We start from the raw sequence: 25,170 nt of genomic DNA, 5'->3' as shown, positions 1-25,170 counted from the left end.
CTTCGATCATTCCGCCCGGTGTGGGCACGCAGGATGACCACGTTGCGCCCCGTGCGGGCGCGCCGGATGACCATGGGGCTCGCGGCCGCGGGCACCCTCCTGGTGGCGACCGGCTGCGGCGCCGCTGACATGACCAAGCAGTCCTCCCCGTACGCCAACGCGCAGGGCGCGAAGACGGTGACCCTGTCCGTGCAGTCCTGGGTCGGTGCGCAGGCCAACATCGCCGTGGCCGAGTACCTGCTCAAGCACGAGCTCGGCTACCGCGTCGACACCGTCCAGGTCGACGAGGTCCCCGCCTGGGACGCGCTCAGCCAGGGCCGCGTCGACGCGATCATGGAGGACTGGGGCCACCCCGACCAGGAGCAGCGGTACGTCAAGGACAAGAAGACGATCGTGAACGGCGGCGACCTCGGCGTCACCGGACACATCGGCTGGTTCGTCCCCACGTACTTCGCCAAGCAGCACCCGGACGTCACCGACTGGAAGAACCTCAACAAGTACGCGTCCCAGCTGCGCACCGCGGAGAGCGGCGGCAAGGGCCAGCTCCTCGACGGCTCCCCGTCGTACGTCACCAACGACAAGGCGCTGGTCGACAACCTGAAGCTGAAGTACCAGGTCGTGTTCTCCGGTTCCGAGGCGGCTCAGATCACCCAGATCAAGCAGTTCGCCAAGGCCAAGAAGCCGTTCCTGACGTACTGGTACCAGCCGCAGTGGCTGTTCAAGAAGGTGCCGATGACGGAGGTGAAGCTGCCGGCGTACAAGGGCGGCTGCGACGCCGACCCGAAGAAGGTGGCCTGCGCCTATCCGAAGACGCCGCTCCAGAAGTACCTCAACGCGGACTTCTCGAAGAACGGCGGCAAGGCGGCGGCCTTCCTGAAGAACTTCAAGTGGACCACCGAGGACCAGAACGAGGTCTCCCTGCTCATCGCCGACAAGAAGCTGTCGCCGGACGAGGCGGCGAAGAAGTGGATCGACGAGCACGAGTCGACGTGGCGGTCCTGGCTGCCCAAGTAGCCGTACGGCTCCTCCCCGCGCGCGTGCCGGGTGCCTTTCCTGACGGGGGCGCCCGGCACGTCACCACTGCGGTCCGCCCGGCGCGATCCGGCGGCTCACCATGAGCCGGTTCCAGCTGTTGATGACGGTGATCACTCCGAGGAGATGGGCGAGTTCGGCCTCGTCGAAGTGCTTGGCCGCCGCCTCATACGTCTCGTCCGGCACGTAGCCGTCGGTGAGGACGGTGACGGCCTCGGTGAGTGCGAGCGCGGCCCGCTCGCGCTCGGTGAACTGCTCGGGGGCCTCCGCCCACGCGTTGAGCAGCGCGATCCTTCCCCAAGCTCTCGACTTCGCTCGAGCAGGGGATACCCCAACGGCACTCTCGCCGTTCTTCTCGACGGCGAGGTCCACGTGCATGTCCAGGCAGAACGCGCACTCGTTGATCTGCGATGCCCGGATCATCACCAGCTCGGCGAGATCCGGGTCGCGGAGCCCCTTCTTCGCGGCGGCGCCGAGCGCGATCATCGCGTCGCGCACACCGGCGTCCAGGTGCGTCGTACGGGCTGTCACTTGAAGTCGCCCGCGGTGTAGTGCCCGGGCACCATCCGCGTCGACACACCGAACCGGTTCCACGCGTTGATCACCGTGATCGCGGCGATCAGCTGCGTCAGCTCCTTCTCGTCGTACAGCTTCGCCGCCTTCTCGTACGTCTCGTCCGGCACGAATCCGTCCGTGAGCACGGTGATCGCCTCGGTCAGCTCGACCGCCGCGATCTCCCTGGGCGTGTAGAAGTGCTGCGACTCCTCCCACGCGCTGAGCTGGATGATCCGCTCGACGCTCTCGCCCGCGGCGAGCGCGTCCTTGGAGTGCATGTCGAGGCAGAACGCGCAGTGGTTGAGCTGCGAAGCGCGGATCTTGATCAGCTCCAGCGTCACCGGATCGACGCCCTTACGGGCCTCCGCGTCGAGCCGGATCATGGCCTTGTAGACCTCCGGAGCGTGCTTGGCCCAGGCCAGCCGGGGCGCGTGCTCGTGGACGTACTCCTTGGTGGTCCGGCCGGCGTCAGTGATCGGGCTGGTGCTGTCGGTGGTGTTCTCGTTCGTCGTCATGACATTGACCCTACGAGCGGAGTAGCCCACGGGTATGGTCCATTTCCATGGTGGAATCCTGGGCCACTTCGCCCTCCGGTCAGGCGCTCGGTATCGATCTGCACGTCGAGCCGACCGGCTCCGGCCTGCGCAAAGGCCTCACCGACGCGCTCCGTGACGCCGTACGCGGCGGACGTCTCGCCCCCGGTGTCCGCCTCCCGTCGTCCCGCACACTCGCCGCCGATCTGGGCATCGCCCGCAACACGGTCGCCGATGCCTACGCCGACCTCGTCGCCGAGGGCTGGCTCACCGCGCGCCAGGGCTCGGGGACGCGCGTCGCGGAGCGACCGGTCGAGGCACCCCGGACGGCCTCGACCCGCGGGCGGCGCGCCCCGGCCGGCCTCCGCTACGACCTGCACCCCGGCACCCCCGACCTCTCCTCGTTCCCCCGCGCCGAATGGCTCAAGGCCTCGCGCCGTGCCCTCAACGCCGCCCCGAACGACGCCCTCGGCTACGGCGATGCCCGCGGCCGCATCGAACTGCGCACCGCACTCGCCGGCTACCTCGCCCGCGCCCGCGGCGTCCACGCCGACCCGGACCGCATCGTCATCTGCTCCGGCTTCGTCCACGGCCTGATGCTGCTCGGAGAGGTGCTGCGCAACAGGGGCGTGCGCGACGTCGCCGTGGAGACGTACGGGCTCGACATCCACTGGGACGTCCTGACGCGGTCGGGCCTGCGCACCCACCCCCTTCCCCTCGATCAACTCGGCACCCGCACCGACGAGTTGGCGACCGGCGAACCGAATGTGGGCGCCGCCCTCCTGACCCCCGCCCACCAGTTCCCGATGGGCGGGGCCCTGCACCCCGACCGCCGCGCCGCCGTCGTCGACTGGGCCCGCCGCACCGGCGGACTGATCCTGGAGGACGACTACGACGGCGAGTTCCGCTACGACCGCCAGCCCGTCGGCGCCCTCCAGGGCCTCGACCCCGACCGCGTCGTCTACTTCGGCACGGCCAGCAAATCGCTCGCACCCGGCCTGCGCCTCGGCTGGCTGGTGCTGCCGCCCTCCGTCATCGGGGAGGTGATCGAGGCGAAGGGCGTCGCCGACTGGTCGTGCGGCGTCCTCGACCAGCTGACCCTCGCGGAGTTCATCGACTCGGGCGCCTACGACCGCCATGTCCGCGGCGCCCGCCTGCGTTACCGCCGCCGCCGCGACCAACTTGTCGCCGCCCTCGCCGAACGCGCCCCCGACGTCAGTGCCACCGGAATCGCCGCTGGCCTGCACGCCGTCCTCCAACTCCCGCCCGGCACCGAACAGTCCGTGGTCCGCGCCGCCGCCTGGCAGCGCCTCGGAGTCTCCGGCCTCTCCAGCTTCCGCCACGACGCGGCCACCACCGAACCACCCCTGGACGCCCTGGTGGTCGGCTACGGAACCCCACCGGACCACGCCTGGACAAGTGCGCTGGAGGCCTTGTGCCGGGCGCTGCCGTAGGGGAGCGGCATCGGGCGGTCGGCGTCTCGGGTCGGGGCGGCCCGGGTTCGGGTCAGACCCGGGCCGGTGCGGACGCGTCCTCCACCGGCGCCTCCCCGAAGCGCGCCAACGCCAACGCCCCCGCCACGGCCACCACGAACCCGAGAACCGCCAGCCAGCCCAGCCCCTCGCGCGTGCGATCCCCGAGCCAGATCACCCCGACCAGCGCCGGCCCCACCGTCTCGCCCACGACCATCCCCGCGGTGGCCGTGGTGACCGACCCCTTCTGCAACGCCGAGGTCAGCAGCAGAAACGCCGCACCCCCACCGAGCAGCAGTGCGTACGTCGCCGGATTGCTCAGCAGCGCGCCGGGCGACACGTCGTCGATGAGCCGTACCGACACCTCCACCACCCCGAACCCGAACCCCGAGCCGAGCCCCAGCGCGAGCGCCCGGCCCCGCCCCGGCAGCCGCCCGGCCACCGCCCCGATCAACAGCACCCCGAGCGCCGTCCCCAGCATCGCGTACCGCAACGCGTCCGAACCGGCCTGCTCTCCCTCCGGCCCCGACGCCAGCCCCAACATCGCGAGCCCCGCCACCACCACCCCGACGGCGCCCCACTCGACGCCGCTCAGCCGTACGTCCAGCAGTCGCGTGGAGACCACCGCCGTCACCGCCAGACTCGCGGCGAGCGCCGCCCCGACGGCGTAGATCGGAATGGACCGCAGCGCCACGACCTGCAACACGAACCCGAGCAGGTCGAGCCCCAGCCCGGCGACATAACGCCACTGCCGCAGCGCCCGCAGCAACAGCGCGGCGTCGACGCCGGACCCCGACCCCGGCTCCGCGGCCCGCGCGGCCATCGCCTGCAACACGGAAGCCGTACCGAAACAGACCGCCGCCCCGAGCGCGCAAAGCATTCCAACAAGCACAAACCGACTGTAGAGCGTGTGCCTACGCCGACCGGCCCGTGAGCGGCCCCTCCTCCGGTGGTGCCCCGGTGAGCGGCTCCCCGTCCGGTGGTGCCCCCATAAGCGGCGGGACCACGAGTCGGCCGCCCGTGCCGGAGGCGCACCTCCGTCAGACCGCCAGGACCGCCCGGAGCTGGTCGAGCCCCCAGTCCAGGTCCTCCTTACTGATCATCAGAGGGGGAGCGATCCGGATCGTGCTGCCGTGGGTGTCCTTGACCAGGACGCCCTTGGCCATCAACTTCTCCGAGATCTCCCTTCCCGTCCCGTACGACGGATCGATGTCGACCCCCGCCCACAGCCCGCGCCCCCGCACCTGCGTCACCTTGCCCGTGCCCGTCAGCAGCCCGAGCTCCGCGTGGAGATGCACGCCCAGCTCCGCCGCCCGCTGCTGGAACTCCCCGGTGCGCAGCATCGCGATGACCTCGAGCGCCACCGCACAGGCCAGCGGATTCCCGCCGAACGTCGACCCGTGCTCACCCGGCTTGAACACCCCGAGCACCTCGCTGCTGGACACCACCGCCGACACCGGCACGATCCCACCGCCGAGCGCCTTGCCCAGCACGTACATGTCGGGCACCACGCCCTCGTGCTCACAGGCGAACGTCCGCCCGGTCCGCCCGAGCCCCGACTGGATCTCGTCCGCGATGAACAGCACGTTCCGCTCGCGGGTCAACTCCCTTACCGCCGGCAGATATCCGGCCGGCGGCACGAGGACACCGGCCTCGCCCTGGATCGGTTCGAGCAGCACCGCGACGGTGTTCTTCTCGGTGATAGCGCTGCGCAGCGCCGTCAGATCGCCGTACGGCACGATCTCGAACCCTGGCGTGTAGGGACCGAAGTCCGCGCGCGCCTCCTGGTCCGTGGAGAAGCTGATGATGGTCGTGGTGCGCCCGTGGAAGTTGTTGCCCGCCACGACGATCTTTGCTCTGCCGTCGAGCACCCCCTTGACCTGATACCCCCACTTTCTCGCCGTCTTCACGGCGGTCTCGACCGCCTCCGCCCCTGTGTTCATCGGCAGCACCATGTCCATGCCGCACAGCTCCGCGAGCTGGGTGCAGAACTCGGCGAACCGGTCGTGATAGAAGGCGCGGGACGTCAGCGTCACCCGCTCCAGCTGCGCCTTGGCGGCCTCGATGAGCCGCTGGTTCCCATGGCCGAAGTTGAGCGCCGAGTAGCCGGCGAGCATGTCGAGGTACCGGCGCCCTTCGACATCCGTCATCCATGCGCCCTCCGCCGTGGCGACCACGACGGGCAGCGGATGGTAGTTGTGCGCGCTGTGCGCTTCGGACGCGGTGATGAAGGCTTCCGTTGCGGCATTCGGAGGAGTCACAGCAGTCACGGGATCTCCGTTCTTACAGCTCTGATGGCGCGAAGACGTGGGCTTGTGGCCCCTTCCTATCGTCGCTCGCATCGTGGACCGGGAAGCCTCGCCCTGCGGCGCGCCGGGTAGTGTGGCCCGCAGGGCCGTGACTGGCGCGCTGGGATGGGACCGACCATCGGGGAGCGGCCTGTGAACTGTGTGCCGTGCGCCTGGGCCGAACCGTGAACCTCCTGCTCTCGACCTCGCTCGAGCAGGGGAGGTCCCATCCGTCCGGAGGTCCGTCATGTCAGAGCCCACCCTCTCTACCGAATCCGTAGCGTTCCGCAGCGCCCTCGACGTGATCCGGGCTGTCGAGCCCCGCGTGGCCGACGCCATCCGCCAGGAGATCGCCGACCAGCGCGAGATGCTCAAGCTGATCGCCAGCGAGAACTACGCGTCCCCGGCCACCCTCCTCGCGATGGGCAACTGGTTCAGCGACAAGTACGCCGAGGGCACCATCGGCCGCCGCTTCTACGCCGGCTGCCGCAACGTCGACACCGTCGAGGCCCTCGCCGCCGAACACGCCCGCGAGCTCTTCGGCGCCCGCCACGCCTATGTCCAGCCGCACTCCGGCATCGACGCCAACCTCGTCGCCTTCTGGGCCGTCCTCGCCCAGCGCGTCGAGGCGCCCGCCCTGGAGCTGGCCGGCGTCCGCAACGTGAACGACCTCTCCGACGCCGACTGGGCCGAGCTCCGTCATGCCTTCGGCAACCAGCGCATGCTCGGCATGTCCCTGGACGCCGGCGGCCACCTCACCCACGGCTTCCGCCCGAACATCTCCGGCAAGATGTTCGACCAGCGCAGCTACGGCACCGACCCGCAGACCGGCCTCGTCGACTACGAAGCCCTGCGCGCCACCGCCCGCGACTTCAAGCCGCTGATCATCGTCGCCGGCTACTCCGCGTACCCCCGCCTGGTGAACTTCCGCATCATGCGCGAGATCGCCGACGAGGTCGGGGCGACCCTCATGGTCGACATGGCGCACTTCGCGGGCCTGGTCGCCGGCAAGGTCCTCACCGGCGACTTCGACCCGGTGCCGCACGCCCAGATCGTCACCACCACGACGCACAAGTCGCTGCGCGGCCCGCGCGGCGGCATGGTGCTCTGCGACGACTCGCTCGTCGACCAGGTCGACCGCGGCTGCCCGATGGTCCTCGGCGGTCCGCTGCCGCACGTCATGGCCGCCAAGGCCGTCGCCCTGGCCGAGGCCCGCCGTCCCGAGTTCCGCGACTACGCCCAGTCCGTCGTCGACAACGCCCGTGCCCTCGCCGAGGGCCTGACCCGCCGCGGCGCCACCCTCGTCACGGGCGGCACGGACAACCACCTCAACCTGATCGATGTCGCCACCTCCTACGAGCTCACCGGCCGCCAGGCCGAGAACGCGCTCCTCGACTCTGGCATCGTCACCAACCGCAACTCCATCCCCTCCGACCCGAACGGTGCCTGGTACACGTCCGGCATCCGAATCGGCACCCCTGCCCTGACCACCCGTGGCCTGGGCACCGCGGAGATGGACGAGGTCGCGGGCCTCATCGACCGCGTGCTCACCGCCGCCGAATCGGGCACCACCAGCAAGGGCGCGCCCTCCAAGGCGCAGCACGTCCTGGACGAGAAGATCGCTGACGAGGTCTCCACGCGAGCGTCCGACCTGCTGAGCGGCTTCCCGCTCTACCCGGAGGTCGACCTCACCTGATCGCTTGACCGGCCCGTCACCAGCCGCACCGACGGGCCGGTCAGTGCGTTCCCCCCGCCGTGAGAGCTGGAGAGCGACCCTCAGGAATCGATCAGCTGCTGCCGTGGTCCCGCGTCGGGCGGGGTCCCGCCCGTCCCGCGACGACCCGGCAGCCTGTCGGCCAGGGGCCGCAGCACCAGAGCCAGCGCGGCACCCGCCGCCAGCCCCGGTATCGCCCACCACCAGTCCACCCCGTCATTCGACCCGGCCGCCGAGGCCCGCGCGCCTCCGGACGGCCCGCCATCGCGACCGTCGGCTGCCGGAGCCGGAGCTCCACCGAGCGCTTCCTTGGACCGGTCGGGCGACTTCCAGGGCACCGGGAAGATCGGGCTCCCGCCCTTTTCGGACCGCGCGCCCATGACCCCGAGGTCCTTCAGCAGCGCGCGCAGCTCCGCCGGCTTCCGCGCCTTGTGCCAGTACCCGTTGTAGGAGTCCGGCACGTGCGTCGCTGTGTGTATCCAGACGTCCTTCGTGCCCGGCGAGTCCGGATAGACCCGGTCGACCCGCCACGGCAGCACGTCGTGCACCAGCCATGTGACATTGAGCTGACGCCCCGCGCCTATGCCCAAGCCGGGCGGCTCCTCCCGCCGCCCCTGGTCCGGCTCGCCCAGGAGACTCTCCAGCGGCCCGTACTTCTTGTCACTGAAGTAGAGCGACGCGCTCTGGCCGCTCTCGGGCGACACCACCAGAACGCTCGTCGGTCCGCCCGCCGACGCCCCTGACGCGCTCAGCAGCATCGCGGCGAGTACCGCCGTCAGTGCCACCGCCAGCGCGGCCGGCCTTCGTACTGTTCGCATCCGTTCCCCCAGCTGCTCCCGGCACGGCCCGCCCGTGTCGATTCACTTCTGGTACACCGCTCGACCCGACCGGGTTCCCAACTTCGGTGTGCGAGTTCTCGGTTGTGTGAGTGCGCCGGCCCAGCCCGCGGACATCAGCGGAGGGCGTCCGGCTTCCGTACCGACCGTGCGATCTCCATCGCCCGCTCCCGGGAATCGACTCCCTCCAGGCGGAGCGTCATCTCCTGTCGGCGGGTCCACAGGAGCGTCGGGCCCGCGGTGCGTTCAGAACGGGTCCACCGGTCGCCGTTGCCGTCGAGCATCCAGAAACTGAGCAGATGCGGCTGGGCGAACCACAGCCCCGTATCCCGGCCGAGGTCGACCCAGCGCGGCTGCATGCGCACCGATTTCGTGTACCCGATGTCGAGCTGCGCCGGGTACTCGTCGAGTCGGATCGTGTGCCCGTCCTCGTGCCAGCACAGTGTGATCAAGAAGCGCGACTCCGGTTCCCGTGTCACCGTCACGGCGTCCGGCATCCCCAGCTCGCCCGGCACCAGCGGTTCGAATCCGGCGTCTCGTCGGGCCTCGCCCAGCGAGAGCGACGTGCCGCACCCGGGGATGTGCACACCGGACGACGGCAGGGCCGAGGGGTCGTACCGGACCTCCACCCCGCCGAAGCCGAACCACTCGGCAACCGCGGCCCGCACCGGAGGCGTGAGCACGAGCACGGTCAGCACTCCGCACAGCCCCGCCGTGAGCATCCGCCACCGCTTCCGTATCCAGCGGCGCGCCCGCCGCACCCGGACAGGGCCCGCCGTCGGCTCGGCCACCGGCGCCGGAACCGACTCGGCGAGTATCTGCGCCAGCACCCGCTCGGCCATCGACTCGCCGCCGGGGCCCAGACCGTCCAGGGACCTGCCCAGCGCCCGCAGCTCAGCCGGCAGCCCACGGTCCGCGCGGGGCCCGTGCTCCTTACCGGGGCGCCGGCTCCCGTCGTCCTCGTGACGCGGTTCACTCATACCCGTCACCTCCCTCCCGCAGGCCCAGCTCCGCCGGAAGAATCCGCTTCAGCTTCCGCAGCGCGCGATTGAGCCTCGACTTCACGGTGCCGCGCGGCCAACCGAGCGCGTCGGCCGTCTCCGCCTCGTCCATCTCGAGCAGATACCGGTACGTGACGACCAGCCGATGCTCCTCGCTCAGCTCCTCGAGCGCGGCGAGCAACGCCGTCCGCCGCTCGTCGTGGACGGCCGCGACCGCCGGATCCGTGGTCTCGGGTATCAGCGGCTCGGCCTGTATCAACGTCGCTTCCCGCCCCACGACCGAACGCTGTCGCACCGCCGAGCGCACTGTGTTCCTCGTCTCATTGGCGACGATCGCGAGCAGCCACGGCTTGAACGACGAGTCGTCCCGAAACTGTCCCAGGGCGCAGTACGCCTTGAAAAAGGCCTGCTGCACCACGTCCTCCGCGTCCGCTCCTGCCCCGAGGGCTCGGGCCGCCCGCAGCGCCAGCCCGGTGAAGGCGCGCACCAACACCGCGTACGCCTCCACATCTCCGGCGCGCACGCGAGCGATCACCGCACGCTCGTCGTCGACGACGCGGCCCCCCTCCAGGACCTCCCCCTGTGTCCTCACATCGTTGATACACCGCACCCCTCGCATCGGTTCCCACCCGTCGCACAGGTTTTTCCGAACTCGCTCCGCAAGGCAGGTCCGAAGGGAGACCGAAGCCCAGGTCCCGAAGCCAGGTTCCGGCGACACGCCGGGCGGGGTGGGCGACAGCGCTCCGTGCACGGTTTCAGCACTTGTCGTGCACCCGTCGCCCACCTGTTTCCAACCAATGAGAGACACCTGAGAGAATGAGGAGCATGGCCTCTGATCGTCCCCGCGTGCTCTCCGGAATCCAGCCCACTGCAGGCTCGTTCCACCTCGGCAACTACCTCGGCGCGGTCCGCCAGTGGGTGGCGCTGCAGGAGTCTCACGACGCGTTCTACATGGTTGTGGACCTGCACGCGATCACCGTGCCGCAGGACCCCAAGGAGCTCCGGGCCAACACCCGGCTCGCCGCGGCGCAGCTCCTCGCCGCCGGTCTGGACCCGGACCGCTGCACGCTGTTCGTGCAGAGCCACGTCCCCGAGCACGCACAGCTCGGCTGGGTCATGAACTGTCTGACGGGCTTCGGCGAGGCCTCCCGCATGACGCAGTTCAAGGACAAGTCCGCCAAGCAGGGCGCCGACCGCGCGACCGTCGGCCTCTTCACGTACCCGATCCTCCAGGTCGCGGACATCCTGCTCTACCAGGCCGACCAGGTACCCGTGGGAGAGGACCAGCGCCAGCACATCGAGCTGACGCGCGACCTCGCCGAGCGCTTCAACGGCCGCTTCGGCGAGACCTTCACGGTCCCGGCGCCGTACATCCTCAAGGAAACGGCGAAGATCTACGACCTCCAGGACCCGTCGATCAAGATGAGCAAGTCGGCGTCGACGCCGAAGGGGCTCGTCAACCTTCTCGACGAGCCGAAGACCACCGCCAAGAAGGTCAAGAGTGCGGTCACCGACACCGACACCGTGATCCGGTTCGATCCGGCGAACAAGCCGGGCGTCAGCAACCTCCTCGCCATCTACTCCACCCTCACCGGCACAGGTATCCCGGAACTGGAGCAGAACTACGAGGGCAAGATGTACGGTGCGCTCAAGACGGACCTGGCAGAGGTCATGGTGGACTTTGTGACACCGTTCCGGACCCGTACCCAGGAGTACCTGGACGACCCGGAGACGCTCGACTCGATCCTGGCCAAGGGCGCGGAGAAGGCGCGTGCTGTCGCCGCCGAAACCCTCGCCCAGGCGTACGACAAGGTCGGACTGCTGCCCGCGAAGCACTGAGCCCCAGCCCCGCCTGAACCGCCTTACCACCACCCGCCCACCACCCGCCCACCACACGACGACAGGAGTACGACGTGGGGACCGTAACGATCGGCGTTTCGATCGCGGTCCCGGAGCCACACGGCAGCCAGCTCCAGGAGCGGCGCGCGGGCTTCGGTGACCCCGCTGCGCACGGCATCCCCACGCACATCACTCTGCTCCCGCCGACCGAGGTGGAGGACAGGTCGCTGCCTTCGGTCGAGGCCCATCTCGAGGCGGTCGCCGCCGCGGGGCGGAACTTCGCGATGCGGCTCGCGGGGACGGGAACCTTCCGTCCGCTGTCTCCCGTTGTGTTCGTACAGGTCGTCGAGGGCGCCGAGGCCTGTACGTGGCTGCAGAAGCAGGTCCGTGACGCGTCCGGTCCGGTCGCGCGCGAGCTGCAGTTTCCCTATCACCCGCACGTCACGGTGGCGCACGGCATCGCGGAGGAAGCGATGGACCGGGCGTACGCGGAGCTCGCCGGGTACGAGGCGGCCTGGCCGTGCACCGGGTTCGCGCTGTACGAGCAGGGCGCCGACGGTATCTGGCGCAAGTTGCGCGAGTTCCCCTTCGGCGGCCCGGGAGTTCCCGCGCAGGGCCCCGACCGCTCGAAGCGGGGCCGACAGCCGGCTCGCTGACGCGAAGCGAATCGGCCGGCCGCTGTCGGACGTGACTTACATCGGCAGGCGCCGGAACACCGGACGCGGGACATGCCGCAGCGCCGACATCACCACGCGCAGGGCCCCCGGCACCCACACGGTCTCCGACCGGCGCCTGAGTCCCGTCTCGATGGCCTGTGCCACCGCCTCCGGCGTGGTGGCCATCGGTGCCTCCGCCATGCCCGCCGTCATCTTTGACCGTACGAAGCCGGGGCGCACGACCATCACATGCACGCCGGTGCCGTGCAGCGCGTCGCCGAGGCCCTGCGCGAAGGCGTCCAGGCCGGCCTTGCTCGACCCGTAGATGAAGTTGGACCGGCGGGCCCGCTCACCCGCGACCGAAGAGAGCACCACCAGCGAGCCGTGGCCCTGGGACTGCAGGGCGCGGGCGCAGATGAGGCCCGCCGATACCGCGCCGGTGTAGTTGGTCTGCGCGACGCGCACCGCGGCCAGCGGCTCGTCCTCGTCGCGGGCCTGGTCGCCAAGGATCCCGAACGCCAGCAGCACCATGTCGATGTCGCCCTCGGCGAACACCTTGCCCAGCGTCACCTCGTGCGCCTCGGAGTCGAGCGCGTCGAAGGCGACGGTACGGGCGTCGGCCCCCATGTCGCGGAGTTCGGCGGCCGCACGGTCGAGGGCGGGCGACGGGCGGCCGGCCAGCCACACCGTTCGGGTCCGCCGGGCCACGAGGCGTCGGGCGGTGGCGAGCGCGATCTCGGAGGTGCCGCCGAGGACGAGCAAGGACTGGGGGGTGCCGAAGGCGTCCTTCATGAGAACCAAACTCCAAATGGGCGGGACCGAAATCGGTGGGGGCGGGATGGGAACCCGGATGGCCCGAGCGGTGTACCAAAAGTGAATCGGTGCGGAGGGGCCGTGCCGGGTGAGGGGGATGCGACGTGCGTGCGATGTGGGGGAGCGGGACTGCCGGTAAGTGCGAGGGCCCCGGTCACGGCACTCGTTCTCATTCCGGTCAGAGTCCGAGGCGCCGGGACAGATCCGAGCGGAACACGCCTCGCGGGTCCAACTGGGCTCGTAGGGCGCGGAATTCATCGAGACGGGGATACATCGTCGACAGCAGTTCGGGCCTTAGCCGCGAGTCCTTGGCGAGGTAGATGCGCCCGTCCGCCGCGGCCACCTCCTCGTCGAGTTCGTCGAGGAACGCGCCGAGTCCCGGCAGGTTCGCGGGAATGTCGAGGGCCAGCGTCCAGCCGGGCATGGGAAAGGACAGCCAGCCGGGATCCGCGTCGCCGAAGCGCTTGAGGACCGCCAGGAAGGAGGGGCACCGGCGCTCGGAGATGCGCTGCACGATGCGGCGAAGTGCTTCCTCCTGGCCATATCCGACGACGAATTGGTACTGGACGAATCCACTGCGCCCGTAGATGCGATTCCAGTGCGGTACGCCGTCCAGGGGGTGGAAGAAAGAGGAGAGTCTCTGGATCTCGCCGACGCGCGACATGGGGGCCTTGCGGTACCAGAGCTCGTTGAAGAGGCCGACGGTCCTGCGGCCCAGGAGTCCTTCGGGTACGAATCTGGGTGCGGCCGGAAGCTGCCTGGGGCGGAATGTCAGTGGCGCCCTGCGCGCCCGTGCGGGAACGGCATCCAGCGGAGCGTGATCACCGCGGGTCAGTACCGAGCGGCCCATCGAGGCTCCGCGGGCCAGGAGGTCGATCCAGGCGACCGAATAGCGGTAGAGGTGATCGGTCTCGGTGAGGCGGGCCATCAAGTCGTCGAGGTCAACGGCACGTTCGGTGTCGACCGCCATGAACGAGGTTTCGACAGGGAGGAGTTGGATGGTGGCAGTGAGGATAATCCCGGTGAGTCCCATACCGCCGGCCGTCGCGTCGAACAGCTCGCTGCCGCGCTCGACGATCCGCACTTCGCCGTCGGCCGTGAGCAGTTCCAGGGCGAGCACGTGGCGGGAGAACGATCCCGAGACGTGGTGGTTCTTGCCGTGGATATCGGCGCCGATCGCGCCGCCCACCGTGACGTAGCGGGTGCCGGGTGTCACGGGGACGAACCAGCCCAGGGGGAGGAGGACTTCCATCAGGCGGTGCAGTGAGACGCCCGCGTCGCACAGCACGGTGCCGCCGGACGCGTCGATCGCGTGGATGCGGTCCAGGGCGGTCATGTCCAGGACACTGCCGCCGGCGTTCTGTGCCGCGTCTCCGTAAGCCCGGCCCAGGCCCCGGGCGATGTTGCCCCGGTGGCCCGGCGTCCCGCACGCACGGACCACGGCTGCCGCTTCCGCATAGGAGCGGGGGCGCACGATGCGGGCGGCGGTGGGGGCGGTGCGGCCCCAGCCGGTCATGGGGACGGTGTCGAGGATGCCGCCGGAGGGGTCGTCGTGGACGGAGTCGGGGGAAGGCGACGTGGTGGGGGGAGTGCTGGGTGCCGGGACGGCCGGCGAGATGAGCGCGGGTGCGGGCGCAGAGGCGGGCGCAGTTGTGGACGGCGCGGCAGGGGCGGCTGGGCCGGGGGGTGTGACGCCGGGGGCGACGGCGGGTGTGCGGGCGGTGGGGGGAGCGGGATCGGCAGCCATGACCGCGACCGTATCGCCCATAGATAGGGCCTTCGCCCGAAACAAACCAAGCCCTCACCGAAATGGGTGATTGAATGGGTGTCACCCAAAATTGTCTGAGTTATGCGGGTTTTGACCCGCAGAGTGAGCCACATGGACGATATGGACCGCCGATTGCTGTCGGCATTGCGCGACTGCGGTACGGACTGGCGCGTGGCAACGGCCGCGCGCGCACTCTCCTGGAGCGGGGAGCACGGGGCGCTCTGGCTCGGCGCCGGGCTGTTGGGGGCGGCGGTCGACCGGCAGCGGCGAGGGGCGTGGCTGCGCGGTACGGCGCTGACCGCTGCGGCGCACGTGGCCAGCATGGGGATCAAGCGGGTCGTCCGGCGGCCGCGGCCGGGCCCGGAGATCGGCGTGGTGCCGCTCGTGCGGACGGCGGGGCGGCATTCCTTCCCCAGTTCGCACGCGGCTTCGGCGGCCGCTGCGGCGGTCGCGTACGGGGCGTTGCGGCCGGCGGGGGCGCGGCTCGTCCCGCCGTTGGCGGCGGCAATGTGCGTCTCGCGCATGGTCGTCGGGGTGCACTACCCGTCGGACGTGGTGGCGGGGGCGGCGCTCGGGGCGGTCGCCGCGCGGCTCGGGGCTCATTGGGTGGCCGGGGGTGCCTTGCGATGACGGAACGGACTGAGCGAAGGGAAGGGGTGGGGGAAGCGATGGACGCGGGGGGAGTGGGAGACGGGACGCCGTTGGTGCATGCCTCTGCCCAAGGGCGGCAGGGGTCGGCCGCGGCGCTGTTGGACCGGCCGCGAGGGAAATCGGTGCCGGGGCCGCGCGCGACGACGGTCGGGTTGCCGGCCGGGCTGTTGAAGACGGCGAGACCGCGGCAATGGGTGAAGAACGTGCTGGTCGTGGCCGCACCCGCGGCGGCCGGTGGGCTGTTCTCGTGGCACGCGGCGGCTCAACTGGCCCTGGTGTTCCTGCTGTTCACGGCGGCCGCCTCCGCCGTGTATTTGATCAACGACGCGCGGGACGCCGAGGCGGACCGGGCGCACCCGGTCAAGCGGAACAGGCCCGTGGCCGCGGGACATGTTCCGGTGGTGGTGGCCTATGCGGTCGGGGGTGGGCTCGCGGTTCTCACGCCGCTGGTGGCCGCGACCTTGTGCAACCCGATGACGGCGGCGCTGTTGGCCGCCTACGTCGGGATGCAACTGGCGTACTGCATCAGCCTCAAGCACGTTCTCGTCGTCGATCTTGTCGTGGTGACCACCGGGTTTCTGATGCGGGCCGCGATCGGCGGGCTTGCGCTGGGGATTCCGCTGTCACGGTGGTTCTTGATCACGACGGGGTTCGGGGCGCTGTTCATGGTGTCGGCCAAGCGGTACTCCGAGGCCGTACAGATGGCCGGGAAGGCGGGGGCGACGCGGGCGTTGCTGTCGGAGTACACGACCGGCTATCTGCGGTTCGTCTGGCAGCTTGCCGCAGGGGTGGCCGTTCTCGCCTATTGCCTGTGGGCCATGGAGGAAGGCGGGGTGGCGAGAACCAGTCTGCTGCCGTGGAGACAGCTGTCGATGGTGCCCTTCATCCTCGCCGTCCTGCGCTACGCGGTCTTCGCCGACCGTGGCACGGCGGGCGAGCCGGAGGACGTCGTTCTGCGGGACAGAGCGCTGGCCGTGATCGGCTTGGCGTGGGTGGCGATGTACGGGCTCGCGGTCGCCAACTGGTGAACGTGCGAGGTGAGGGCGTGTCGGGTCAGGGCGTGCCGGGGGAAGGCCCGTGCAGGGAGGGCGCGTCCCGTGGGGGCATGGGGGAGGAGCGGTCGTGGTGGGTTCGGGGGTGGTGGTGGATGAAGGGTCTTGGGCCCGAGTTGGTGGGGTTCGCGCTTGTGGGGAGCTGCGCATACGTCGTCGACCTGGGGCTCTTCGTGTGGCTGCGGGGGCCGGCGGGCTGGGATCCGATCACCGCCAAGTCGCTGTCGTTTCTGGCCGGTTGCACGGTCGCGTACGGAGGGAACGCGCTCGGTACCTATCGGCGGACGGCGGTCGAGGTGCCACGGCTGCGGCAGTACGGGGTGTTCTTCGCCGTCAATGTGGCGGGGGCGGTGGTGCAGTTGTTGTGCATCGCTGTGTCGCATTACGGGCTCGGGCTCACGTCGCAGCGCGCGGACACGGTGTCCGGGGCGGGGGTGGGCATGATGCTGGCCACGGTTCTGAGGTTCTGGGGTACTCGGACCCTTGTCTTCCGGGCGGCGATTCCGGCGAGACGTGCGAGAACGGTCAGGGAGGGCAGGCTCGGATCATGGACTGGCTGAAGAGACTCCCCGGCGTCGGGCCGATCGTCGCTCGGCTCATGCGTACGCACGCATGGTGCGCCTACGAGCGGCTCGACCAGGTGCACTGGACGCGGCTCGCGGCGGCGATGACGTTCATCAGCTTCCTGGCACTGTTCCCGCTGCTGACCGTGGCCGCGGCGATCGCGGCCGGCACGCTCAGCGAGGAGCGGCAGAAGACGCTCCAGGACAAGATCGCGGAGCAGGTGCCCGGCATCTCCGACCAGTTGGACCTGGGCGCGCTCGTCGCGAACGCGGCAACGGTGGGTCTGGTGGCGGGGGCGTTGCTGCTCTTCGCCGGCATCGGGTGGGTCGGCTCGATAAGAGAGTGTCTGCGCGCCGTCTGGGAGTTGGAGGACCCGGAGGAGAACCCGGTCATGCGCAAGGTCACGGACGCCGGGGTCCTGGTAGGGCTGGGTGGGGCCGGACTTGTCTCGTTGGCGGCGTCGATGCTCGCCTCGAGCGCGGTGGGGTGGACGGCGGACGAGCTCGGCATCTCCCATGACGGATGGGGCGGCGCGCTGCTCAGGGCGGTGGCGTTCGCGATCGCCGTGCTCGCGGACTTCCTGCTGCTGCTCTATGTGCTGACGCTGCTGCCGGGGGTTCACCCGCATCGGCGGGAGCTGTTGACGGCGGCGCTGATGGGGGCGGCGGGGTTCGAGCTGCTGAAGCTGTTGCTGGGCAGCTATATGAAGGAGGTGGCGTCGAAGAGCATGTATGGGGCGTTCGGGACGCCGGTGGCCCTGATGCTGTGGATCAACTTCACGGCGAAGCTGCTGTTGTTCTGCGCGGCCTGGACGGCCACGCGGGGGCAGCCCGACTCGGAGGTGCAGGACGAGGCCGAGCCGGGGGCGGAGCCGCCGGGGGTGGCGCGGGCCGGCGCCGCCTGAGACAGACGGCGCCGGTGCACTTGAGCAGGACAGTGGTGGCGCCCCGGACAGTGGTGGCCCCCCGGACGGGTCCCGTCAGCGTTGGGGGAGGCGGCGTACCAGTTCGGGCAGGGGCCAGCGGCGGTTGACGAGGAAGGCGGCTGCGGCCAGGAGGATGAGGGCGCCGCCCGTGATGGCCAGGGCGATACCGATGCCGCTGGAGCCGTTCTGGACGGAGGCGTGGGCGGTCGAAGCCTTGTCGGGTGCGGCAGCTCCCTTGTCGCCCTTCGGGCTGGCGGAGGAGCCGTTGGCGCCGCCGGTGTCGGCGCTCTTGGGCGGGACGAGCTGTCCCACCGGGGTGACCTTGCCGTCGGCCTGGAAACCCCAGTCGAGGAGACGGGCCGCCTCCTGGTAGACCGCCTGGTTCTCGCCGGAGTCGGGGTTCATGACGGTGACGAGGAGGACCTTGCCGTTGCGTTCGGCGACGCCGGTGAAGGTGGCGCCGGCGTTGGTGGTGTTGCCGTTCTTGACCCCGGCGATGCCCTTGTAGGGGTCGAGGCCCATGTCGCCGGTGATGAGCCGGTTGGTGTTCTGGATCTCGAAGGAGCTGGTGGTCTTGCCCTTCTTCTGCGACTCGGGGAACTTCGCGGTCGCCGTCGCGCAGTACTCGCGGAAGTCCTTCTTCTGCAGGCCCGAGCGGGCGAAGAGAGTGAGGTCGTAGGCGGAGGAGACCTGGCCGGGGAAGTCGTAGCCGTCGGGGCTGACCACGTGGGTGTCGAGGGCCTGGAGCTCGTCGGCGTGGGACTGCATGTCCTTGACGGTCTGCGGGACACCGCCGTTGAGGGCGGACAGGACGTGGACCGCGTCGTTGCCGGAGCGGAGGAACACGCCGAGCCACAGGTCGTGGACGGTGTAGGTGTAGTCCTCCTTGACGCCGACCATGCTGGAGCCCTCGCCGATGCCGGCCAGGTCGGAGGGGACGACCTTGTGCGTCTGCGTCTTGGGGAACTTGGGGAGGACCGTGTCGGCGAAGAGCATCTTGAGGGTGCTGGCGGGGGGCAGGCGCCAGTGCGCGTTGTGCGAGGCGAGTACCTGGCCCGACTCGGCGTCCGTGACGATCCAGGAGCGTGCGCTCAGATCCTTGGGCAGGACGGGGGCGCCGTTCGCCAGATGCACCTGTGTGCCCGGCTTGCCCAGCTGCGCGCCGCCCACGGTCGACATCGAGGCCGGCGGCTTCGCCTTGCCTTTGGAGGACCCCGGCTTGTCGTCGGCTAGTGCGGGTGAGGCGCAGCAGACCGAGAGGAGAGTGGCGGAGGCGGCCACCGTGGCGGCGACGGCGGACCATCGCCCGGCACGCCGAGGACCGGAACGCTTCAGACCGGAACGATTGAAAGGGGACTCGGTCTTGGCAGAGACGGTCGTGAAATACGACTCATTCGAGGCAGGCACGGTCGTGAACGTACATGGCTGGGGCCCGTAAGTCTCCGCCGAGGTGTCCTGTGTCTCCTGCTCCCCACCCCGGCGGCGGCGCGGACGGAGGACTGGCGATACTGAGGGTATGAAGCTCAGTCGCCCCGTCTCCTGGTTCCTGCTCGCCTTCGGTGTCTGGAGCTGGGTCATCTGGGTCACTTTCGTCAAGAACCTGTGGAAGGACGGGAGCGGGCTTGCCTTCGACGACGCCGGCGACCCGACCGCCTACTTCTGGGTGCATCTGACGCTCGCCGTTGTCTCCTTTGTCTTGGGGACGGTGGTTGGGGGCATCGGGTTCCGCGGACTGCGTGCCCTGCGTCGTGCGTGACGCGATGAACACAGCGATGAACACGACCACGAACACCACTACGAACAGCGCGATGAACGCGACGGGGGGAGCAGCGTCGTGATCGCCGTCTTAGTGATCGCAGGGGTCGCCTTGCTCGCGGCCTTCGCCGGTCTGCACTGGTACGCGTGGCGCCGTCTGGTGCGCGACACCACGGCCCGCGCCGGTCTTGCGCGCCGGGCGGGCACGGTCGTGTTCGTGCTGGGGCCGTTGCTGATGTTCGCGGCGGTGGCGAGCGAACGGGCCGGTGCACCGTTCTGGTTGCAGCAGGTGCTGTCCTGGCCCGGGTTCCTGTGGATGGCCTTCTCCATCTATCTGGTGCTCGCGGTCCTGGTGGGTGAAGTGGTGCGCCCGCTGCTGCGGCGTTACCTCGACCGCAGGTCCGCGCCGGGCGGCGCGGAGTCGGGGCCCGTGCCGGAGCCCGTACTGGTTCCGACGCGCGAGCCCGACGAGCCGCCCACCGCAACCACCACCCCAACCCCCACCACCCCAACCCCCACCACCCCAACCCCCACCGCCACGCCCAAGCCCGTCACGCCATCGGCCGCGTCCGACCCCTCGCGTCGGCTCTTCGTCTCTCGCGTCGTCGGTGGTGCCGCGGTGGTCGCGGCCACCGGGATCGTCGGGAACGGTGCGTACGGCGTGCTGCGCGGGCCCAAGGTGAAGCGGGTCACGGTTCCGCTGGCCCGGCTGCCGCGTTCCGCGCACGGGTTCAGGATCGCGGTCGTCAGCGACATCCATCTGGGCCCGGTTCTGGGCCGGGGGTTCGCCCAGCGGGTGGTCGACACGATCAACTCCACGCAGCCCGACCTGATCGCGGTCGTCGGGGACCTGGTCGACGGCAGCGTCGAGGACCTGGCGCCGGCCGTCGCGCCGCTCGCGGGGTTGCGGGCCCGGCACGGCACGTACTTTGTGACGGGCAACCACGAGTACTTCTCGGGCGCCGAGCCATGGGTCGAGCACGTCCGTGAGATCGGCCTGCGGCCCCTGGAGAACGCGCGCGTGGAGATGGGCGCGTTCGACCTGGCCGGGGTGAACGACGTGACCGGCGAGAACTACGGCGACGGGCCCGACTACGACAAGGCGCTCGGCGACCGCGACCCCGGCCGCGCCGCCGTCCTCCTCGCCCACCAGCCCGTGATGATCCACGAGGCGGTGAAGCACGGCGTCGACCTCCAGCTGTCGGGTCACACCCACGGCGGCCAGCTCTGGCCGGGCAACTTCATCGCCGACGCGGCGAACCCGACGCTCGCGGGCCTGGAGCGGTACGGCGACACGCAGTTGTATGTGAGCCGGGGCGCCGGTGCGTGGGGCCCGCCGGTCCGGGTGGGCGCGCCCTCGGACATCACGGTCGTCGAGCTGGCGTCGAAGCGGGCGTGAGGTGGGGGGCCGGGGAGGTACCTCCCCGGCCCCCCACAAGGAGCCGCCCGCCGTCCCCTCTCCCGCCCCTCTCCCGTCCCCTCTCCCTCTCCCTCTCCCCCTCCCCAAAAAACGCCCCGCCCCGAAACAGGCTCGAAACCCCCTTGTTCACAAGCTGCTCACAGGGTGCCTCTCGGTCTTCGAAACCTCATCACCTTCTCTTCCCACGGCTCAAACTCCTGTGATTCAGTGATCCACGTCACTGGGGAGGGGCGCGATGCGGTCGATTCGCATGCGGGTTTTTGCGACGTTCATGGTGCTTGCCGCCGCCGGAGCCGGCGCATGGCAGCTTCTTCCGGATCGGGACGAGCAGGGGAAGACGATCACCGTCGGGACGACCGACGCCGTGACGTCGCTCGATCCGGCCGGTGCGTACGACGCCGGATCATGGGCGCTGTACAGCAACGTGTTCCAGTCACTCCTGACGTTCGACGCGGGTGGCGCCGCGCCCGTGCCGGATGCCGCGGAGCACTGCGGGTTCGTCGGTCACGGGCTGCGTACCTACCGTTGCGAGCTGCGTGACGGGCTGACGTTCCCGAGTGGTCGCGCGGTGACGGCCAAGGACGTGAAGTTCTCCTTCGACCGGGTCAGGGCCATCAACTCTCCGGTGGGTCCCGCCACCTTGCTCGACACCCTCGGCAAGGTCGAGACGAGCGGTGCGCGGACGGTGACCTTCCAGCTGTCCTCGCCCGACGCGACGTTCCCGTTCAAGGTCGCCACGGGCGCCGGTTCCATCGTCGACAGCACCCAGTACCCGGCGCACAGCCTGCGCACCCGTACCCGCGTCGACGGCACCGGCCCTTACAGCCTCAGCTCGTACACGCCCGGCAAGCAGGCCAAGCTCGTCCCCAACTCCCGCTACCAGGGCGCGGTCAAGAGCGTCGGGGAGCCCACCACCCTGCGCTACTTCAAGGACTCGGCCGCCCTCGAGTCCGCCTGGAAGGCCCGTTCGGTCGACGTCGCCGCTCGGCAGCTGCCGCCCGCGCTGCTCGCCTCGTACGCGCCGAGCGACAAGGGGGAGCGGCTCACCGAGGTCGAGAGCGCGGAGACCCGGAACCTCGTCCTCAACGTGCGGACGGGCCGGCCGCTGCACGACCGCCGGGTGCGGCAGGCCCTCGCCACGCTCCTCGACCGGGACCGGCTGGTCGCCTCGACGTACCAAGGCACCGTCGACTCCCTCTACTCCCTGATCCCGCGTGGCATCACCGGGCACACAACCGCGTTCTTCGACGCGTATCCGAAGCCGGACGCCGCCCGTGCGCGCACGCTGCTCCAGGAGGCCGGGGTGAGTACGCCGGTCCGCTTCGAGTTCGCGTACTCGCGCGGTGCCGCGTCCGCTTCGGAGGCGAAGGAGATCAAGCGGCAGCTCGAGGCGAGCGGGCTGTTCAAGGTGAGCCTGCGCTACTACGAGTGGACCGACTTCCAGAGGCGGTACGCGAGCGGGAAACTCGACGCGTACGCGGTCGGCTGGCTGCCCGACTTCCCCGATCCGGACACGTTCACCGCGCAGCTCGTGCGCACCGGGTCCGGCATGCACAACGGATACAGCAGCAAAGAGGTCGACGGCCTGATCCAGGCCAGTCAGCAGTACGAGGACCGCAGCCGCACCATGGGCGACTTCCGCAAGCTCCAGGAAGCGGTCGCACGCGACGTCCCGCTCATCCCTCTGTGGCAGCGCAAGGAGTATGTGCTCAGCACGGAGGACATCACCGGCGGGCAGTATCTGTCGGACGGGACCGGGGTGTTCCGGTTGTGGCAGCTCGGCTGGATCTGACCGGCTCCGACGAGGAGGCCTCACTCGCGGGAACGTCACTCATGGGAACCTCACTCACGGGAACCCCCTCAGCCACAGCCGAGCCCACAGGCTCCCCGCCCCCCGGCAGCACCACCGTCACCCGCACCCCCGCCCCCGGAGCCGTGCGCACGGACACCTCGCCGCCGTGCGCCGACACCACGCCCTGCACGATCGCCAGGCCCAGACCGCTGCCGGCACCTCCGCCCGCCCGGAAGAAGCGGTCGAAGATCCGCGCCGCGTCCTCCTCGTCAAGCCCGGGCCCCTCGTCGGCCACGCACAGCCGCACCGTCCCGTCCAGGCGTTCGAGCGAGACGCTGACCGGGGCGTCCTCCGGAGTGTGGGTACGTACGTTGGTGAGGAGGTTCCCGAGGACCTGGCGCAGGCCCGACTCGTCGGCGCGGACCAGCAGCGCGCCGTCAGCTGCGACCTGGACCGGGCGGTCCGGCTGCTGCACGCGCAGGTCGTCGGCGGCTTCGCGGACCAGCCGGCTCAGGTCGACGTTCCGCAGGCGCAGTTCGGGGCCCTGGTCGAGGCGGGCCAGGGTGAGCAGTTCGTCGACGAGCCGGCTCATGCGGTCGGCCTCGGCGTGGACGCGGCCCAGGGCGCGGGTGCGTTCGGCCGGGTCGCGGAGCATCCCCTTGTCGTAGAGCTGGAGGTAGCCGCGGATCGCGGCGAGCGGCGTGCGCAGTTCGTGGGAGGCGTCGGCGACGAACCGCCGCAGTTGCGCGGAGCTGCGCTCGCGGGTCTCGAAAGCCGTTTCGACCTGGTGGAGCATGGAGTTGAGGGCGAGCCGCAGCTGTTCGACCTCCAGGGCGGTGTCGTGGTGCGGCGGCACGCGTCGTGCGAGGTCTCCGTCGGCGATGGCCGACGCGGTCTCGACCATGTCTTCGAGGGGGCGCATCCGGTGGCTGACGCCGATCATCGTGAGGACGGCGAGCAGGGCGAGCAGGCCCGTGCCGAGGGCGATGTCGAGCCTGAGCGCCTTGTGGATGCCGGTCTGGACGTTGGCCGTCGAGGTGGCGAGCAGCACGGTCGTGCCGTCGGCGAGACGGGCGCCCACCGCACGGTACGGGTCGCCGTGCACGGTGACGTCGCGCGGCTCGTCGGCGGTGGCGAGCGCCTTCGGGTCGTCGACCGCGGAGGCGAGGTCGCGCTGGCGGGCGGTGGGACGCAGGGTGCCTACGGTGATGGGCTCGCCGGCCCGGTCGACGGCCACGAACACGGTTTCGTTGCGCGGCAGTGAACTCGCGCCCGCGTCCGTCGAGTTGGGGCCGGGGGAGAGTTTGTCGAGGGCGATGCCCAGTTCGCTGAGCGACTCGATCTGTTTGAGGGTGAGGCCGGTGCGCTGGAGCGAGGTGCGTGACGACGTCAGCTCGGCGTCGACGTTCTCGAGGAGGTAGTGGCGCATCCCGATGAGGCTGACGGCGGTCGCGGCGACGATGCCGAGGGCGAGCAGCGCGACGTTCACGAGGGTGAGCTTGGCGCGCAGGGAGTGGAACCGCCGGCTCCGGCCGGCCGCCTGCCCGCGGCGGCCATGGACCCGCCCGCGGCGGCCATGGACCCGCCCGAGTCGGCCACGGAGGCCCTCACTCGCGCCCCGCCCCCGGGTCACACTCCGCTCCCGGTTCACGCCCCACCCGCAAGCCCGTATCCGACCCCCCGCCGCGTAGTGATCAACGGCGGCCCCAGCGCTTCGAGTTTGCGCCGCAGGTAGCTGATGTACGTCTCGACGACGGTCGACTCGGCGGTGTGCTCGTACTGCCATACGTGCCGCAGGAGTTGTTCCTTGGGCACGACGCGGCCGCCGTTGCGCACGAGGAAGCGCAGGAGGGCGTACTCGGTGGGTGTGAGCTGGACGGTGTGGCCCGAGCGGTGGACGGTGTAAGCCGTCTCGTCGAGTTCGAGATCGCCGTAGCGCAGCGGCGGGCGTTCGGGCAGGACGTCGGCCGACCGGGTGCGGCGCAGGACGGCGCCCAGCCGGGCCACGACCTCGTCGATGTTGAACGGCTTGGTGATGTAGTCGTCGCCGAAGCCGAGCGCGCCCACGATCTCGGCGGGCGCGTCGCGCGCGGTCAGGAAGACGAGGGCCAGGTCGGGCCTGCGGGCGCGCAGTTCGCGCCCGAGCGCCCGGCCGTCGCCGTCCGGCAGCATCACGTCGAGGAGCGCGGCGTCGGGCCGGGTGCGTGCCGCGAGGGCGAGGCCCTCGCGGACGGTGCCCGCGGTCATGACCTCGAAGCGGTGGTAGCGCAGGGCTATCGCGAGGACGTCGGCGATGCTCGGCTCGTCCTCGACGATGAGCACGGTGGCTCCCGCGGGGTGCTCCGCGTGGTTCACGGGCCCGGCACTCACGGGACCGGCGTGCGCGGGCCCGGCACTCACGGGACCGGCGTCCGCGTGCCCAGCATTCACCGGCCCACCCTTCACAGGCCCCGAGTTCACATACCCAGCACTCATACCCCCAGCGTTCATAAGTCCAGTATCGG

Annotated in this window: 24 protein-coding genes and 1 riboswitch; of the genes, 12 read left to right on the top strand and 12 right to left on the bottom strand. The window is 70.3% G+C overall.

What is annotated here, in order from left to right:
* The first annotated feature begins 72 nt into the window (after positions 1-72).
* Positions 73-1,014 carry an ABC transporter substrate-binding protein gene (locus OHA58_RS13580; RefSeq protein WP_405484960.1) on the top strand — a complete coding sequence of 314 codons (942 nt, stop codon included), beginning with the start codon at positions 73-75 and terminating at the stop codon, positions 1,012-1,014.
* A 60-nt stretch (positions 1,015-1,074) separates the two neighbouring features.
* Here OHA58_RS13580 and OHA58_RS13575 read toward each other — a convergent pair whose 3' ends face one another.
* On the bottom strand, positions 1,075-1,563 hold the full coding sequence (locus tag OHA58_RS13575; protein WP_405478934.1) for a carboxymuconolactone decarboxylase family protein: 489 nt from the start codon (positions 1,561-1,563) through the stop codon (positions 1,075-1,077).
* Positions 1,560-2,102, bottom strand: coding sequence for a carboxymuconolactone decarboxylase family protein (locus OHA58_RS13570; RefSeq protein ID WP_405478933.1), 543 nt, complete (start codon positions 2,100-2,102; stop codon positions 1,560-1,562). The genes OHA58_RS13575 and OHA58_RS13570 overlap by 4 nt, the downstream gene beginning before the upstream one ends.
* Before the next feature lie 47 nt (positions 2,103-2,149).
* On the opposite strand from OHA58_RS13570, the gene OHA58_RS13565 reads away from it, so the two are divergent.
* Positions 2,150-3,574 carry a PLP-dependent aminotransferase family protein gene (locus OHA58_RS13565; protein WP_405478932.1) on the top strand — a complete coding sequence of 475 codons (1,425 nt, stop codon included), beginning with the start codon at positions 2,150-2,152 and terminating at the stop codon, positions 3,572-3,574.
* Between the two features lie 52 nt (positions 3,575-3,626).
* Here the strand turns inward: OHA58_RS13565 and OHA58_RS13560 are convergent, their stop codons facing one another.
* A complete protein-coding gene (locus tag OHA58_RS13560) occupies positions 3,627-4,472 on the bottom strand; it encodes a hypothetical protein (RefSeq protein ID WP_405484958.1) in 846 nt (281 codons plus the stop codon).
* 160 nt (positions 4,473-4,632) lie between these two features.
* Positions 4,633-5,862: an ornithine--oxo-acid transaminase gene (rocD, locus tag OHA58_RS13555; RefSeq protein ID WP_405478931.1), complete on the bottom strand. Its 1,230-nt coding sequence runs from the start codon at positions 5,860-5,862 to the stop codon at positions 4,633-4,635.
* Positions 5,863-5,979: 117 nt separating this feature from the next.
* Positions 5,980-6,066: riboswitch (ZMP/ZTP riboswitch) on the top strand.
* A 61-nt stretch (positions 6,067-6,127) separates the two neighbouring features.
* On the opposite strand from rocD, the gene OHA58_RS13550 reads away from it, so the two are divergent.
* Positions 6,128-7,576, top strand: coding sequence for a glycine hydroxymethyltransferase (locus OHA58_RS13550; protein WP_405478930.1), 1,449 nt, complete (start codon positions 6,128-6,130; stop codon positions 7,574-7,576).
* 80 nt (positions 7,577-7,656) lie between these two features.
* Here the strand turns inward: OHA58_RS13550 and OHA58_RS13545 are convergent, their stop codons facing one another.
* The 3 genes from OHA58_RS13545 to OHA58_RS13535 all read right to left on the bottom strand — a co-directional run bounded on the left by OHA58_RS13545 (position 7,657) and on the right by OHA58_RS13535 (position 10,050).
* Positions 7,657-8,412, bottom strand: a complete 756-nt coding sequence (locus OHA58_RS13545) for a hypothetical protein (RefSeq protein WP_405478929.1) — start codon at positions 8,410-8,412, stop codon at positions 7,657-7,659.
* A gap of 134 nt (positions 8,413-8,546) precedes the next feature.
* Positions 8,547-9,410 carry a hypothetical protein gene (locus tag OHA58_RS13540; RefSeq protein WP_405478928.1) on the bottom strand — a complete coding sequence of 288 codons (864 nt, stop codon included), beginning with the start codon at positions 9,408-9,410 and terminating at the stop codon, positions 8,547-8,549.
* On the bottom strand, positions 9,403-10,050 hold the full coding sequence (locus OHA58_RS13535; protein ID WP_405478927.1) for an RNA polymerase sigma factor: 648 nt from the start codon (positions 10,048-10,050) through the stop codon (positions 9,403-9,405). The genes OHA58_RS13540 and OHA58_RS13535 overlap by 8 nt, the downstream gene beginning before the upstream one ends.
* 206 nt (positions 10,051-10,256) lie before the next feature.
* Between OHA58_RS13535 and trpS the strand changes: the two genes are divergently transcribed.
* A complete protein-coding gene (gene trpS, locus OHA58_RS13530; RefSeq protein WP_116510850.1) occupies positions 10,257-11,270 on the top strand; it encodes a tryptophan--tRNA ligase in 1,014 nt (337 codons plus the stop codon).
* Positions 11,271-11,344: 74 nt separating this feature from the next.
* Positions 11,345-11,926, top strand: coding sequence for a 2'-5' RNA ligase family protein (locus OHA58_RS13525; RefSeq protein WP_405478926.1), 582 nt, complete (start codon positions 11,345-11,347; stop codon positions 11,924-11,926).
* A 36-nt stretch (positions 11,927-11,962) separates the two neighbouring features.
* Here the strand turns inward: OHA58_RS13525 and OHA58_RS13520 are convergent, their stop codons facing one another.
* Positions 11,963-12,718, bottom strand: a complete 756-nt coding sequence (locus OHA58_RS13520) for a decaprenylphospho-beta-D-erythro-pentofuranosid-2-ulose 2-reductase (protein ID WP_266673498.1) — start codon at positions 12,716-12,718, stop codon at positions 11,963-11,965.
* 199 nt (positions 12,719-12,917) lie between these two features.
* Positions 12,918-14,255 (bottom strand): FAD-binding protein, encoded by a 1,338-nt coding sequence (locus OHA58_RS13515; protein WP_405484956.1) that lies wholly within the window; start codon positions 14,253-14,255, stop codon positions 12,918-12,920.
* A gap of 363 nt (positions 14,256-14,618) precedes the next feature.
* Here OHA58_RS13515 and OHA58_RS13510 point away from each other — a divergent pair, with 363 nt between their 5' ends.
* From OHA58_RS13510 to OHA58_RS13495, 4 genes are all read left to right on the top strand, one after another.
* On the top strand, positions 14,619-15,137 hold the full coding sequence (locus tag OHA58_RS13510) for a phosphatase PAP2 family protein (protein ID WP_405478925.1): 519 nt from the start codon (positions 14,619-14,621) through the stop codon (positions 15,135-15,137).
* Positions 15,138-15,175: 38 nt separating this feature from the next.
* The gene (locus OHA58_RS13505; protein ID WP_405478924.1) at positions 15,176-16,186 is read left to right on the top strand and encodes a decaprenyl-phosphate phosphoribosyltransferase; all 1,011 of its coding nucleotides are present in this window, start codon (positions 15,176-15,178) and stop codon (positions 16,184-16,186) included.
* A gap of 77 nt (positions 16,187-16,263) precedes the next feature.
* On the top strand, positions 16,264-16,770 hold the full coding sequence (locus OHA58_RS13500) for a GtrA family protein (RefSeq protein WP_405478923.1): 507 nt from the start codon (positions 16,264-16,266) through the stop codon (positions 16,768-16,770).
* Entirely contained in the window at positions 16,758-17,678 is a 921-nt protein-coding gene (locus tag OHA58_RS13495; protein ID WP_405478922.1) for a YihY/virulence factor BrkB family protein, read from the top strand. Before OHA58_RS13500 ends, OHA58_RS13495 begins: the two co-directional genes overlap by 13 nt.
* A 75-nt stretch (positions 17,679-17,753) precedes the next feature.
* Here OHA58_RS13495 and OHA58_RS13490 read toward each other — a convergent pair whose 3' ends face one another.
* Positions 17,754-19,277 carry a D-alanyl-D-alanine carboxypeptidase gene (locus tag OHA58_RS13490; RefSeq protein WP_405478921.1) on the bottom strand — a complete coding sequence of 508 codons (1,524 nt, stop codon included), beginning with the start codon at positions 19,275-19,277 and terminating at the stop codon, positions 17,754-17,756.
* Between OHA58_RS13490 and OHA58_RS13485 the strand changes: the two genes are divergently transcribed.
* From OHA58_RS13485 to OHA58_RS13475, 3 genes are all read left to right on the top strand, one after another.
* Positions 19,216-19,455, top strand: a complete 240-nt coding sequence (locus OHA58_RS13485) for an SCO4848 family membrane protein (RefSeq protein WP_227296876.1) — start codon at positions 19,216-19,218, stop codon at positions 19,453-19,455. The two genes, OHA58_RS13490 and OHA58_RS13485, sit on opposite strands and share 62 nt — an antisense overlap.
* Positions 19,456-19,533: 78 nt before the next feature.
* On the top strand, positions 19,534-20,853 hold the full coding sequence (locus tag OHA58_RS13480) for a metallophosphoesterase (RefSeq protein WP_405478920.1): 1,320 nt from the start codon (positions 19,534-19,536) through the stop codon (positions 20,851-20,853).
* A 256-nt stretch (positions 20,854-21,109) separates the two neighbouring features.
* Entirely contained in the window at positions 21,110-22,666 is a 1,557-nt protein-coding gene (locus OHA58_RS13475; protein WP_405478919.1) for an ABC transporter substrate-binding protein, read from the top strand.
* On the opposite strand, the gene OHA58_RS13470 is transcribed toward OHA58_RS13475, so the two are convergent.
* On the bottom strand, positions 22,599-24,155 hold the full coding sequence (locus tag OHA58_RS13470; protein WP_405478918.1) for an ATP-binding protein: 1,557 nt from the start codon (positions 24,153-24,155) through the stop codon (positions 22,599-22,601). The two genes, OHA58_RS13475 and OHA58_RS13470, sit on opposite strands and share 68 nt — an antisense overlap.
* A gap of 158 nt (positions 24,156-24,313) precedes the next feature.
* Positions 24,314-24,988, bottom strand: coding sequence for a response regulator transcription factor (locus OHA58_RS13465; RefSeq protein ID WP_405484954.1), 675 nt, complete (start codon positions 24,986-24,988; stop codon positions 24,314-24,316).
* Positions 24,989-25,170: the final 182 nt, after the last annotated feature.

It is taken from the genome of Streptomyces sp. NBC_00009, from assembly GCF_045040855.1.
Classification (GTDB): Bacteria; Actinomycetota; Actinomycetes; order Streptomycetales; family Streptomycetaceae; genus Streptomyces; species Streptomyces aureus.
Note: the sequence above shows the minus strand (reverse complement) of the source record. Positions and strands in the feature narration are given on the sequence as shown.

Coding starts and splice junctions, on each gene's coding strand:
- OHA58_RS13545 (WP_405478929.1), bottom strand. CDS start 8,412: ATGCGAACAGTACGAAGGCCGGCCGCGCTGGCGGTGGCACTGACGGCG.
- OHA58_RS13510 (WP_405478925.1), top strand. CDS start 14,619: ATGGACGATATGGACCGCCGATTGCTGTCGGCATTGCGCGACTGCGGT.
- OHA58_RS13485 (WP_227296876.1), top strand. CDS start 19,216: ATGAAGCTCAGTCGCCCCGTCTCCTGGTTCCTGCTCGCCTTCGGTGTC.
- OHA58_RS13490 (WP_405478921.1), bottom strand. CDS start 19,277: ATGACCCAGCTCCAGACACCGAAGGCGAGCAGGAACCAGGAGACGGGG.
- OHA58_RS13580 (WP_405484960.1), top strand. CDS start 73: ATGGGGCTCGCGGCCGCGGGCACCCTCCTGGTGGCGACCGGCTGCGGC.
- trpS (WP_116510850.1), top strand. CDS start 10,257: ATGGCCTCTGATCGTCCCCGCGTGCTCTCCGGAATCCAGCCCACTGCA.
- OHA58_RS13540 (WP_405478928.1), bottom strand. CDS start 9,410: ATGAGTGAACCGCGTCACGAGGACGACGGGAGCCGGCGCCCCGGTAAG.
- OHA58_RS13520 (WP_266673498.1), bottom strand. CDS start 12,718: ATGAAGGACGCCTTCGGCACCCCCCAGTCCTTGCTCGTCCTCGGCGGC.
- OHA58_RS13495 (WP_405478922.1), top strand. CDS start 16,758: ATGGACTGGCTGAAGAGACTCCCCGGCGTCGGGCCGATCGTCGCTCGG.
- OHA58_RS13505 (WP_405478924.1), top strand. CDS start 15,176: ATGGACGCGGGGGGAGTGGGAGACGGGACGCCGTTGGTGCATGCCTCT.
- OHA58_RS13565 (WP_405478932.1), top strand. CDS start 2,150: ATGGTGGAATCCTGGGCCACTTCGCCCTCCGGTCAGGCGCTCGGTATC.
- OHA58_RS13475 (WP_405478919.1), top strand. CDS start 21,110: ATGCGGTCGATTCGCATGCGGGTTTTTGCGACGTTCATGGTGCTTGCC.
- OHA58_RS13515 (WP_405484956.1), bottom strand. CDS start 14,255: ATGACCGGCTGGGGCCGCACCGCCCCCACCGCCGCCCGCATCGTGCGC.
- OHA58_RS13560 (WP_405484958.1), bottom strand. CDS start 4,472: ATGCTTTGCGCGCTCGGGGCGGCGGTCTGTTTCGGTACGGCTTCCGTG.
- OHA58_RS13535 (WP_405478927.1), bottom strand. CDS start 10,050: ATGCGAGGGGTGCGGTGTATCAACGATGTGAGGACACAGGGGGAGGTC.
- OHA58_RS13550 (WP_405478930.1), top strand. CDS start 6,128: ATGTCAGAGCCCACCCTCTCTACCGAATCCGTAGCGTTCCGCAGCGCC.
- OHA58_RS13500 (WP_405478923.1), top strand. CDS start 16,264: ATGGGGGAGGAGCGGTCGTGGTGGGTTCGGGGGTGGTGGTGGATGAAG.
- OHA58_RS13570 (WP_405478933.1), bottom strand. CDS start 2,102: ATGACGACGAACGAGAACACCACCGACAGCACCAGCCCGATCACTGAC.